Source organism: Corynebacterium poyangense (assembly GCF_014522205.1).
Lineage (GTDB): Bacteria > Actinomycetota > Actinomycetes > Mycobacteriales > Mycobacteriaceae > Corynebacterium > Corynebacterium poyangense.
Map to the genome: position 1 here is coordinate 1,968,911 of NZ_CP046884.1, position 12,174 is coordinate 1,981,084.

Annotated in this window: 12 protein-coding genes; 1 reads left to right on the forward strand and 11 read right to left on the reverse strand. The window is 47.2% G+C overall.

What is annotated here, in order from left to right; translation table 11 throughout:
- The first annotated feature begins 6 nt into the window (after nucleotides 1-6).
- Nucleotides 7-915 (forward strand): LysR family transcriptional regulator, encoded by a 909-nt coding sequence (locus GP475_RS09280; RefSeq protein WP_187974121.1) that lies wholly within the window; start codon nucleotides 7-9, stop codon nucleotides 913-915.
- Between the two features lie 2 nt (nucleotides 916-917).
- On the opposite strand, the gene GP475_RS09285 is transcribed toward GP475_RS09280, so the two are convergent.
- The 11 genes from GP475_RS09285 to pcaH form a co-directional block, all read right to left on the reverse strand.
- On the reverse strand, nucleotides 918-2,537 hold the full coding sequence (locus GP475_RS09285) for an FAD-dependent oxidoreductase (RefSeq protein ID WP_187974122.1): 1,620 nt from the start codon (nucleotides 2,535-2,537) through the stop codon (nucleotides 918-920).
- A 9-nt stretch (nucleotides 2,538-2,546) separates the two neighbouring features.
- Nucleotides 2,547-3,605 (reverse strand): alcohol dehydrogenase catalytic domain-containing protein, encoded by a 1,059-nt coding sequence (locus GP475_RS09290; protein WP_187974123.1) that lies wholly within the window; start codon nucleotides 3,603-3,605, stop codon nucleotides 2,547-2,549.
- A 10-nt stretch (nucleotides 3,606-3,615) separates the two neighbouring features.
- Nucleotides 3,616-3,894, reverse strand: a complete 279-nt coding sequence (locus tag GP475_RS09295; protein WP_223144649.1) for a YciI family protein — start codon at nucleotides 3,892-3,894, stop codon at nucleotides 3,616-3,618.
- Nucleotides 3,895-4,183: 289 nt separating this feature from the next.
- Nucleotides 4,184-5,044: a shikimate dehydrogenase gene (locus GP475_RS09300; RefSeq protein WP_262485173.1), complete on the reverse strand. Its 861-nt coding sequence runs from the start codon at nucleotides 5,042-5,044 to the stop codon at nucleotides 4,184-4,186.
- 15 nt (nucleotides 5,045-5,059) lie between these two features.
- On the reverse strand, nucleotides 5,060-6,862 hold the full coding sequence (locus tag GP475_RS09305) for a bifunctional sugar phosphate isomerase/epimerase/4-hydroxyphenylpyruvate dioxygenase family protein (RefSeq protein ID WP_187974124.1): 1,803 nt from the start codon (nucleotides 6,860-6,862) through the stop codon (nucleotides 5,060-5,062).
- A 5-nt stretch (nucleotides 6,863-6,867) separates the two neighbouring features.
- Nucleotides 6,868-8,157, reverse strand: a complete 1,290-nt coding sequence (locus GP475_RS09310; protein WP_187974125.1) for an MFS transporter — start codon at nucleotides 8,155-8,157, stop codon at nucleotides 6,868-6,870.
- Nucleotides 8,154-9,323 carry a 4-hydroxybenzoate 3-monooxygenase gene (locus tag GP475_RS09315; protein WP_187974126.1) on the reverse strand — a complete coding sequence of 390 codons (1,170 nt, stop codon included), beginning with the start codon at nucleotides 9,321-9,323 and terminating at the stop codon, nucleotides 8,154-8,156. The genes GP475_RS09310 and GP475_RS09315 overlap by 4 nt, the downstream gene beginning before the upstream one ends.
- Nucleotides 9,320-9,691 (reverse strand): 4-carboxymuconolactone decarboxylase, encoded by a 372-nt coding sequence (gene pcaC / locus GP475_RS09320; RefSeq protein WP_187974127.1) that lies wholly within the window; start codon nucleotides 9,689-9,691, stop codon nucleotides 9,320-9,322. Before pcaC ends, GP475_RS09315 begins: the two co-directional genes overlap by 4 nt.
- Nucleotides 9,684-10,808: a lyase family protein gene (locus tag GP475_RS09325; protein WP_187974128.1), complete on the reverse strand. Its 1,125-nt coding sequence runs from the start codon at nucleotides 10,806-10,808 to the stop codon at nucleotides 9,684-9,686. Before GP475_RS09325 ends, pcaC begins: the two co-directional genes overlap by 8 nt.
- A 13-nt stretch (nucleotides 10,809-10,821) precedes the next feature.
- Nucleotides 10,822-11,439 (reverse strand): protocatechuate 3,4-dioxygenase subunit alpha, encoded by a 618-nt coding sequence (pcaG, locus tag GP475_RS09330; RefSeq protein WP_187974129.1) that lies wholly within the window; start codon nucleotides 11,437-11,439, stop codon nucleotides 10,822-10,824.
- Nucleotides 11,440-11,456: 17 nt separating this feature from the next.
- The gene (pcaH, locus tag GP475_RS09335) at nucleotides 11,457-12,161 is read right to left on the reverse strand and encodes a protocatechuate 3,4-dioxygenase subunit beta (RefSeq protein WP_187974130.1); all 705 of its coding nucleotides are present in this window, start codon (nucleotides 12,159-12,161) and stop codon (nucleotides 11,457-11,459) included.
- Between the last annotated feature and the right edge of the window lie 13 nt (nucleotides 12,162-12,174).

A 12,174-nucleotide genomic window follows, 5' to 3' on the forward strand; every position in this document is an offset into this window, starting at 1 on the left:
AAGGAGATGGCACCCTATCCCCGTATTGACAGTTTTTGGCTTGAAGCCTTCCTAGCTGTAGCTGAAGATCTACATTTTGGTAAAGCATCACAGCGCCTATCCATAGGACAATCCCCACTCAGTCAAATCATCAAACGCTTAGAAAGGCAATTGGGGGTCGCGCTATTCGACCGTTCTACTAGACAAGTGAGATTGACGCCCGCCGGCCATGCTTTTCTTTCTGACGCACAATCGTTACTTTTTGACCTTCGATTAGGAGTCGAACGGGCCCAATTGGCAAGTGGCGAGATACACGGAGCTATACGCGTATCTTTCTCAGGATTTATGAACCATTCTACTTTGCCGTCACTGGTGGTTCAGGTCCGGAACCGCTATCCCAACATTGAGTTGCAATGTACGCACCGATTATTATCCGGCGAAGCGATATCAGCCCTGGAAAATGATCTAGTGGACATTGCTTTCATTGGTTTACCTGTTACTTCTCCGTTAATTTCAACTCTTCCAATAGCTGCAGAGCAACATTTTCTCTTGATTCCCGAGAACCACCCCCTGAGGGAACTTAATCGAAAGAGCTGTCGCTTTGAGGAGTTAAAAGAAGAAAAATTTATTACCACTCCTGCAGATCAGGGGTCTACTTTGCGTCGAATACTCGACAACACTGCACAAAACGCAGGGTGGGAGCCAACAGTGGTACATGAGGTGGCAGATGCAGCGTTAGTCATGGCGTTTGTATCTCGTGGTTTGGGTGTGGCAATGGTTCCCGAGTGCCTTCAGCAAGTAAAACCCAAAAGAACCGTAGCCATACCTATTGAAGATGTTCCTCCACTCCATTCTGCTTTAGCATGGCGGAGTGGTAATGAATCCCAGGTAGTGGCTGCGGTGATCGAATGTGCCAAGGAAACTTGGCCGTCATAGGACTAGGTTCTTGTTAGGCTTTCCGCTACAGCGAAAGCACGCACCATTGCTGCACCAAGAGTTGCTCCTCCCCCCGGATATGCTCCCTGGAATATGGTGCTAGAGCAATTTCCTGCAGCCCACAGCCCGGGAATCGGATTACCTTCAGGATCCAACACACGCCCGTCTAGGCTTACCTTAATACCGCCAGCTGTACCCAAGGTGCCAGGATATATCTGAACCGCATAAAAAGGAGGGGTCTTCAGCGGGGCCAAGCATGGATTTGGAGACTGTCGGGGATCACCTAAGTGTCGGTCTTCGTCTGTTTCGCCACGATGGAATTCCGGATCCTTTCCGTCGACGGCATGTCGATTAAAATTGGATACTGTATCTTCCAATCCTTGCCCATCTACCTGAATAGCCCCAGCCAATTCCTTTAGCGAGCCTCGCTGAATAAACCATGGCAATGGTTTTCCGGGTGTTGACCCGCTTAAAGAATAACGTTGAATATACCGATCATCGACTATCAACCAGGCTGGAATATTTTCCCAATCTCCTGTTGCTGGGTCTGTATTTATAAATATTCTATTTAGGTCATGGTAATTAAGAGCCTCGTTAATAAACCTTTTCCCTTTCGAATTAATCAAAATTGCACCAGGAAGAGTCATTTCAACGTTCCCCATTCGCCCTCCCTGAACACCGTCATATTGGGAATCAGGAGGGCAGATTACCGGCACTCCCCACAAAGCTTGAGTATTTTCAATATCCGCACCCAATTTTAGTGCAAGGTAAAGCCCATCACCTTCGTTTGAAGGGGCTGAAATGGGAGTAATTGGATAGGGTAAGAGATTCTCACGTAAATGCGAATTCCACTCAAATCCCCCAGAAGCTATGATCACATTTCTACTTACAATCGTTGTCTGAATGTCTCCTGCTAAGGTCACCTCATACTCCGAATCAGATATCCTGTGGAGTGATTTGACGGAAGTACCTCGAACAATGTCTACCCCCTTTTCCAAGGCAGACACTATAAGCGCCCCTGCTAAAGCTCCACCCATCGTCCGGATATTATTGGCCGCCCGCCATTCTAAAAGCTCCTGATCAGGTAATGCTCCCGATAGTTGATCTCGTTCTGCCATTGAAATCAAAGGGAAGTACGTTGGCGGGCGGAGAATCTCTGCAACCTCAGGCCATGGCTTCAAGTCAAAAGGTGCGTTATCTAAACCTCGTCCGGTCTTAGCTCCCGGAGCCGAACCATGATAATCAGGACGGGAGAGGGGCTGCAGACGGACTCTGCTATTAGCAATTAACCAGTGGATAAAACGCCTCCCAGTATTGACATACCAGTCAATCTGAGTTTCTGACATAAGGTTGTTAGTGACCGCAGCTAGGTACTCCTTAGCGGCCACGACATCATCTATCCAACCCGCCTCCTCCATGAGGTGATTGTTAGGGATCCACGAAACACCGCCACCGGCAGCTGTGGTACCGCCAAGAAATGATGATTTCTCCACAACCAATACCGACTTACCATTTTGACTCACACGAAGAGCAGAAACCATGCCAGCTGCCCCGGAGCCAATAACCAGAACATCTAACTGTTTTTCTCTATTAGGGAGTTCCGAAAGGCTTGAAAATAGCATATCGTTTTCCTAACTAATTGTTTCCAGCTCACTGGTAGCCATATCCATGAGAACCGCTATTTTGCCCACCCCTGAAGCACGTCGAGCCATTTGTTCCAATGCTAATGACACCCCCGATAAACCTGTCTGGTGAGTAATTAAGCTACTAAATAGCTTTTGATGAAGAGTCAAGAACTTTAGAGGTTCAGTTAATCCTCCCTCACAATTTCTGGAACCGAGGATCTCAATTTCTTTAGTGGGCAGACTGCGTAATGGAATCTGTGCGGAATGCTCAGAGATGCCAACAGCCACGACGCGTCCGGTGCAACCCACAACGTTAATAGCTGACTCAAAGCACTGCGGAACTCCGGTAGCCTCGATGACTATCTCAGGCCCAAACTGTCCAGCCCAAGCCGCGACGACCTCTTCGACACTTTCAACCCCCGCCAACACAACCCTATCAGCGCCGCATACTTGAGCAGAGCGAATCCGATCAGCAACGGTGTCAATTGCTAAAACTTCACAACCTTTATCTTTCAATGCTCTAATAGCGATGAGGCCGATGGCTCCACAACCAAAAACCACCGCCTTTTCCCCAGCACAGGCTTTACTTCGACGCACTGCATGATAGGCAATCGAGACTGGTTCAGTAAGCGCTGCGGTACGTAAATCTAATGTCTTTGGTATAGCTACAATTCGTTCGGTTGGCACTGCGATCGTCTCGGTAAGGCCACCGTTCGTGTAGCACCCTAAAACCGATAGATCAGTACAGGCATTTTCCCTTCCATTTAGGCACGGAGGACATACACCACAGGGAATTAGAGGGTGTATTACTACCGAATCCCCCACTTCCAGCGTTCTGCCATCCGCATCGACCTGACCTGGCGCAACTTCTTTAATTGTCCCTGAGATTTCATGCCCCTGGACAATCGGAAATTCACATGCGTAGTGCCCCTCCCAAATGTGAATATCTGTCCCACAGAGTGTTACCGTGTGAACATCGACTAGAGCTTCATTTTCTTTACATTTTGGCGCTGGAAGATCGACGATCTCTATCAGCTTTTCCCCAACAGTTATTGCTCCTTTCATGATAAATTATTCATCCTATATTTCCGAAAGCGGGATTCCATTCTCGAATTGGACGTTCTTTAATGAAGCCAGATTTCCAGAACGGATCTTGATTTAATATATCTTTTAAGTAATCTTTCGATTCAGCTTCGAAGATGAGCAAAGCAGAAATTCCACCATCAGCAGGACCAGAAACTTTCAATATCCCCGATTCATGCAACCCTCGAAGAAATTCGACGTGGACAGGGCGGATTTCTGCCATTTCTTGGGGACTACCCTCATAAAAGTACTGAACAGCAAAAAGTGACATTGAAATCACTCCTTTTCATGATAGCTAATTACAGATTAGGTTCAGTATTGTTCATGGTTAACCATCAATCAAGGATCAAATTCCACATTCTGTATACTGTTTTTCAGCTTAATCCAAACGATACCTGCATTCTGCACCTACCTTAAGGAAATTAGATTACACTTAAAAATAAGTATAACCCTCCCATGATCCCCAAGAAAGAACATGTGAAGAGTTATAGTTACTAGAATTTAATAAGTTGCCACGCAAATTATGGAGCTGTCTTACACAAAGCTGTTGACATGATCAATTAATCTTTTCTTTCCTGACCCTGCTGAAGAAAAGCTTCCCGCATCCGGGCCGGGTCCGCTTCTCTTCCCGTGAATATCCGAAAAGCATCTACCGCCTGACCTACTGCCATCCCCGTTCCATCAAGGGTTTTACACCCTAAGGCACGGGCTTCACGAAGAAGCTGCGTTTCAACCGGCATATACACGACGTCGCTTACCCAATGGCGAGGAGTAAGCCAAGAAGTATCGAAACTAGTTCCAGGGTGAGCTTGCATTCCCATAGGCGTTGCATTTACCACCCCAAATGATGCCGCAATGCTTTCTTCTAGAGCAGTTAATCCTATGCCCTCCACTTTATCCACTCCGAGAGCGGAATTTATATTATCTGCCAACAGACGAGATCGATTTTCATCCATATCGGCAATCATTAGCCTCTTCACCCCTGCAGCTACCAGTGCATAGGCTACGGCATTACCGGCGCCCCCCGCACCAATTTGTACCACTACTTCACCGGAAATCTCACCCGGAAGACTACGCCCATACCCAGTAACGTCGGTATTATACCCAATGGTTTTACCATCTTTGATAACTACGGTATTTACCGCATTGATAGATGCTGCAACAGGATCAATCTCATCCAATAATGGAATAATTTCTTGCTTATGCGGGTGAGTTATATTTAAACCCTGAAATCCGAAATCGATTGCACTTTCCAGAACCTCATTGATAGATCTTTTCAACAAGAGCGTATCAATAATTCTATATACTATTGGACAGCCTTGATGAAAACCTTCGATTTCGTGCATTTTTGGAGTTCGGGATAAACCAATCCCATGCCCTATAAGGCCTAAAAGATAAGTTTTCATAGAAAATCCTTTCATGGAAATAATTATTGTTTAAGTCGGTATCCCTCTAGTGTGGTCCCTCAGTACTCTATACTGCGCTGCCAGCCGCACCGCGGAATTAGCCCAGCCGTATCCACGATAGCCATTAATTCGTTGAGCAATTTCTACGTAAATATTTCCAGAATCACCAAAGTTTTCTGTATAGAAATGCAGATACTCGCCCTGATCATCTCTGTCATACAAGAGATTTAAATCACGATATGTGTTTATAAATTTTTCCGGCAAATCATAGCGCGCAGTTAAATCATCATAATAATTATCCGGAATTTCAAGAATATTCAATCCTCTAGATCGACACTGGCGCGCGCACTCAATCGCATTGTCAGTATTAAAGGTCAGATGCTCCGGATAAGATGCAACAAGGAAATCTCCTTGCTCCGAAGCTTCAGGTGCCACGTTTAGTGCAAGACGAATTCCGCCTTCCATAGATTGACTGGTTACTAAACCAGCAGGCGTAGGTACCTGTTCGACAGGAGATGCTTCCAGGCCTAACAACGAGGTAAAAAATAACCGAGCCTCATCTAACCGGTGCCACGGTTGAGCCAAAGTAACGTGATCAATTCCGGTTAATATCGAAGGCTCTGCTTTCTGTACCGCATGAAATTCAGACAGCCATTTATGTCCGCTGTCACAAAAATAGATTTCTGTCCCGTCGGGAGCATACACAGCAGGAAGCCGAATTTCTCCTTCCTCTTCAGAGCGCTCTACTTGGCGCACCCCTAGCTGCCGTGCTCTTTGTATCGCACCTTCCGAAGAGTTCACAGAAATCCCGAGTGCTGTCAGCTCTGCTGGTGCACCATTAGGGCCCAAGTCTTGCACTACAACTGTTATTTCACCTGCTCGCCATACTTGAAAATCTGTTTTACGGCGGTGGTATCCACCTAGTCGAAAACCCAATTGGTGCAGGATCTTTGACACCTCTCCGACATTTCCGGTTTTTAATTCGACGAAGTTATAAGCCAAAGACTGAGGGGCATCAGGCAGCCGACACAATCCGGCTTGATCGGCAACCCATCTCAAGGAGCGTTGCCCATCAATTGCGGTTCGAAGAGCATCAGCCTCTCGAAATGAGTCATTAAAGATTTCTAAAGATAGCGGCCCAGAATACTTTTTTAGATATGACACGAATTTTGGCAGATTGAGCTCGCCTTCACCAGGAAAAACACGAGAGTGCCTTGACCAATCCAGGAGATTCATATCCTTGCGGGGAGCATCAGCTAATTGAACGAAGAAGATCTTGTCAGCGTCCAGCTCAGCTATTCCAGCAGGATCATCGTTTCTAGATAAAATATGAAAGCTGTCAAGACATACGCCAATTCTTCGATGCGCTGCTTTCATCACTATGTCATAGGAATGGCGAAAAGTATTGACAAATTTTCCCCAGGCTAAAGCTTCATAAGCGATCCACATATCGTAGCGCTCTGCTAATTTGCCTGCCTCATTAAGTTGTTGCGCTACAACTTCGTCATCGTTAATAGTTGCGGTAGCTACGTTAGAGCACAGAAGGATCATCTTGCACCCAAGCCGCTGCATCAATTGGAATTTAGCTTCTAAACGTCGCAGATTCTTCCGAAAAAGCTCTTGCTCCACGCCCTCAAAATCTCGAAAAGGTTGAAAGAGCTCAATGGTTAAACCAAGTTGCTCCGCTCTCTCTCGTATTTGTTCCGGAGAGTGTGGAGAGACTGTTAAGTCTTGCTCAAAGATCTCAACGCCCTGGAAACCAGCATCTGATGCGGAACGAAGTTTCTCCGCTAAGGTTCCAGACAGGCAAACGGTAGCAATAGAAGTACGCATAAGTTTTAACTTCCGGTGGATGAACTAATAATTGATGCAGTTCGAAGAGAAGTAGAGACAGAAAAAATTACAGCTCCCAAGGCGCCTACGGCAGCAAATGCGAAGAATCCCCAAGGGTAAGCGTAACCAGCTCCAGCTAGAGTTCCGGCTAATATGGGACCACAAATCGCGCCGATTCTGCCAACTCCCGCAGAAAAGCCCATTGCCGTCGCGCGTATGGATGAAGGATGATTGGCTGCGGTGAAACCGTAGATTAAAACTTGAGAGCTAAAAACAAAGATTCCGGTGATAAAGACCACACCATATAGCGCAATCATCGGCATTCTGACTGCAAGTAAAGCCAAGAATATTGCCGAGGCGATGAACCATATCAAAGCCGTCGTACGGGGAGTGAGGTTATCTGACAGCCGGCCCGCAACGAGAAGACCCACTACGGCTCCGACGTTGAGAATGAGAAGAAATCCTAAGGAATCTCCCATCGGGTAGTTTGCTGCGCGCATAATTTGAGGTAGCCAGGTATTCAACCCATAAACCAAGAGAAGCCCCATGAACGATGTACCCCAGATCGCTATGGTATTTCTCCGGTAACGGGGAGCAAAAAGTGCAAGCACGGAACTTTTTTCGGCGACGTTGGCGTTTTCTTGACGGTCAAAGTCGTCGTGGAGGTCCAATCCCCACTGCTCCGCGATACTGTGGGCTTCTTTTTTCTTTCCAATATTGATCAAATAGTGCGGAGATTCTGGGAGTAACCAAATCAAAAATGGAACCAGCACGATACCGGCCGCTCCTCCGATGAGGAACATTGATGGCCATCCGAAATGCGAGATGAGATAGAGAGCAAGTACCGCGGTCAATACCGCGCCCACATGGTATCCCGTCATAAGTGCGGTTGATGCGGATCCCGCTTTTGCTCCGCCTCGGAATTCGGTTACCAATGCCATGGCAATTGGCAGAGCACCGCCTAGACCAAGGCCCGCTAGAAATCGCAATGCAATAAACCACCCCACTGATGGGTGAAGCGCCAAAGGGAGAGTGAATAACGAGAAAAGGAACACGGCAGAGATGAGGACTTTTCGACGTCCGAATCTGTCGGTAATGGTTCCGATAGTTACTGCCCCTATTGTCATGCCAACCAGGCCGGAAGTAGTTACTTCCGTCGCCTGGGCTGAAGTCAGCTCCCAATTGGGGTCTTCCAACATGTGCGGTAATACCGTTCCAAGAACAACTAAATCGAAGCCATCTAGGAGAGCAGCCAACCAACAAAGAGTCAGGATAATTCCAGTTGAACGCTTCATGAGGTGAGTTCCTTTGCTTGAGTACCTACATATTGTTCAGCTAAGAATCGACGACCGGCTTCGGAATCTAATACGGAACGAAGCTGCGCTATTCTACGTCGCGCGGAAAAATGGTTTTCCCCCTTGGTTGCATGAAGCAAAGAAGACATCCACCAACTAAACTGCTGGGCACGCCATACATGAGGTAAAGCGAATTCAGTGTACTTATCTAGTAAATCAGTATGACCGGTCTTAACGGCCCGAATTAACCCGGGAGCTAAAACCTCAACATCCGCTACTGCTAAATTTAATCCTTTAGCCCCAGTTGGCGGAACAGTATGGGCAGAATCTCCCGCCAAATATAGATTTCCACGCTGCATAGGTTCGGTGACTGCGGATCGGAATCGCAATACTGCTTTTTCAGTAATATTACCTTCTGAAACAGTTATCTCATTCGAATCAGCCCGCAAATGAAGCTGTTCCCATATTCTTTCTTCGGGCCAATCTTCAGGCTGATCATTGGGATCACATTGCAGATAATATCGCTGCACATTCTCATTACGCTTGGAAATTAAAGCAAAACCGGCTGGGTGCGTCGCATAAATTAACTCTGAATGGGTTGGGGGGGCTTCTACCAGCAATCCAAACCAGGCGTACGGATATTCGTGACGTGCACGTACTTCAGCAACCTTTTGACGCCATGGAGAGGCTGAACCATCGGCAGCTACCACATGATCAGCACGTATGTGAGTGATCTCGCCCGCCGGTGTTTCGATAGTGACAACTTCACCTTCGATATCTCGTACGGTGGTGTTAAAAAGAATCGTTCCTTTATCTTTTAGACGACGGGAAATGAAATCCTTTAAAAACTCATGCTGGGGATAGATTGCCGCGGTTTTTCCCGTTAATCCATATAAGTCAATTCGTGTTCTGTTACCGTCAACACTGATTTCAATTCCCTCTTCAGGAATTCCTTCACGAGCAACTCGATCTCCAACTCCAGTTCGCTTCATTAAGTCTAGAGTTGCAGGTTCCAAGATTCCCGCTCGAATCGTTCCTTCTACTTCTTCCCTAGAACGCTTTTCTAAAACAATTGATTCAACACCGTCTAAATGCAGTAAATGGGATAAAGTTAAGCCAGCAGGCCCAGCCCCGATAATAAGAACCGGAGTGTGGTTGTGGTTCATAATTCCTCCTTGACAGCTTGATCAAGTAGAGCAAACCCATGATTGGAATTGGGAACTCCGGCATAAATCGCGGTATGCAAGAGAACTTCTCCGAGAGTGTCAGCGCTAATACCTGCCCGTAGCGCTGCTCGAAGGTGCATATCGAGTTCTCCGTCATTACCAACTGCAGTGAGAATCGCAATTGTTAATAAGCGACGCTGAGTATGGTCTAACCCTTCTCGGTTCCAAATATCCCCCCATGCGGTTCTAGTAATAAAGTTTTGAAAAGGCTCAGTTACTGGTGTTTGTTTAGCTAAGGCTCGGTCCACATGAGCGTCGCCAAGAACAGCACGTCGATTTTTCATTCCTTGCTCATAGCGGTCAGTCATAACAATCTCCTCGAAGAATGGTGTCAACTAATTCAGCAGCATGGCCGACACTTTGCTTTCCCGTTTCGGCCTGCTTTAGGTTTCTTGACATTGTTTCGGTGTAGACCTGGAGGCCACTTAAAGCAGCATTTATTCGGGCTTGCGCCGACCCAGCACACGCAGCTAGTTCCCTTATGCTGCGCCATTCGGCGTGCCACTCCCCAATAGCTCGTTGTTGAAGATGGACCGCACACGTTGTCAACATGTTCAAGTATCCGGGTGCTTGTAGGGCATATCCTCGCGCTGCAATAGCAGCTGCGGGGTTAGCTTTGTGGGGCATTGCGGACGAACCACCCGGATTAGCTTCTTGGACCTCAGCAATTTCCGTAGCAGAAAAAGCGATTAAATCTGTTGCGATCTTGTTTGCTGCAATAGCGGTCTCGCAGAGACTGTTGGCTATCTTTAACATGGGGGTTCGATCGGTGTGCCAAACCATGGGACGAGAGACTAAGCCAAGCTCTTCTGCAATGATTTCATGCATTTTCATCCCATGCGGATACACTGCAGCTAAAGTGCCGGTGGCGCCAGCAAATTGCACCGGAAAAACAAGAGCATCAAGGTCCCGGCGGGCTTCTTGCAATTGCTGCCACCATAAAGCGGCACATAAACCAAAGGTTGTTGGGGTTGCTTGTTGACCTAAAGTATGGCCAATAACAGGAGAATTCCGGTGAGTAAGCGCTAAGGTTTTCAGTAGCTCCAAATTCTCATCTACAAGCACAAGAAGCTGCCTAATGGCTTTTCTCATTACCAGCATCAATGAACTATCTATGGCATCTTGACTCGTCGCTCCGACATGTATCCCCTGAGGACTCTTTGCCTTGAGCTCTTTAACCAGAGGAATAACCGGATTAGCACCACTAATCGCGGAACGAGAGAGATCTTCGAGCTTCAAGTCAAAATCCTCGATGACGTGAAGTGCTTGTTCTAGGCCACTGGAATCTATTAATCCAACCTGACATGCTGCTTTTGCGACAGCTTTTTCAAAGTCAACCAAACCACCAAGAAATGCCTCGTCACTAAGACAATGGTGGACTCTGGTGTCTCCGCCAGCTAAATCCGCATAGGTGGATCTGCTCACAGCGCTCTACTCCTTAGTGAGTGTCAAAAAATGGGGTTTCTTTTGTAGGGTCTTCATGCTGCACTTGAATATCAAAGCGGTAACCACCCGGTACTTCTTGTGCAATTAAAAGATGACGACGCTCTTCTGGGACGATTTCTAATACTGGGTCAGTAGCGGATTCATCCGCTAAGTACATTCTGGTGTACAACCGCTCAAGCATCCCCCTGGCGAAAACTCCGACTTTGAAATGAGCCGCTTCTTGACCACGAGATCCGGGTTTCAATGTCGTAAAAGTAACCTCACCAGCGTCGTTAACCATGCCTCGACCTAAGCCCCTAAAGCCTTCAGGGCTAGCCTGATCGCAGTCCGGGTCTAGGGGTGAGTTATAGATACCTGCGCAGTTAGTTTGCCAAATCTCAATCATGGCGTCAGCAATCGGTTCTCCGGCGCCGTCAGTTACCGAAATAGTCACCTCGATAGCATTAGGATCTGTAGGATCCACCATAATTTCAGAACCCTCACGAGTCAGCCCAATGTGAACATAAGGACCCACAGTTTGACTCGGTGTGATCCCCCACTCAGCCTCATCCTGATCTGTTATAGCGGACTGATGGTAGCGAAATTCACCTGTTTTCATATTGTCAATCATTTGATTTCCCCGTTTCACTAGTGAGTTTTTGTTTCAAAAGGTGTAGCGTTGCGACCACGCAGCACGATGTCGAATTTGTACCCCAATGCCCAGTTAGGTCGCGTTTCGTCATAATCGAATACAGCAATCATTCGTTCTCTCGATCCCTCAGGCACCGAGTTATAGATGGGGTCCTGGAAAAAGAGAGGATCATTGGGAAAATACATTTGGGTCACTAACCTCTCGGTGAATTGTCGCCCAAAGAGCGAAAAGTGAATATGGGCTGGCCGCCAGGCATTGTGATGGTTCCCCCAGGGATAATTTCCGGGACGCACAGTATAAAAGTGGTAGTAGCCATCCTTATCTGTAATAGTGCGGGCTACGCCATTAAAATACGGGTCCAACGGTGCTGGCCAGGAATCATTCTTATGGCGATAACGGCCAGCCGCGTTAGCTTGCCAAGCTTCAACGAGAGTATCCGGCACTGGCTTTCCATCCCAACCGAGAACCCGGCCATGGACCAAAATTCTTTGCCCCATCGCTTCACCACCATTTGCCCGGGTCATATCATTATCGACTTCCCCTAGATCGCTTTCACCAAAAACGGGACCAGTCAATTCTCCCATGCGATCAGGAATAATCAATAAATCGTTATTTGGGTTCCGGCGAATAGTTGTCCGATATTCTGGAAAATGAATCGGGGCGTAGATGCCATTTGTCGGGGAAAAAAACGGAAGAGTCATGTTATTTCATTCC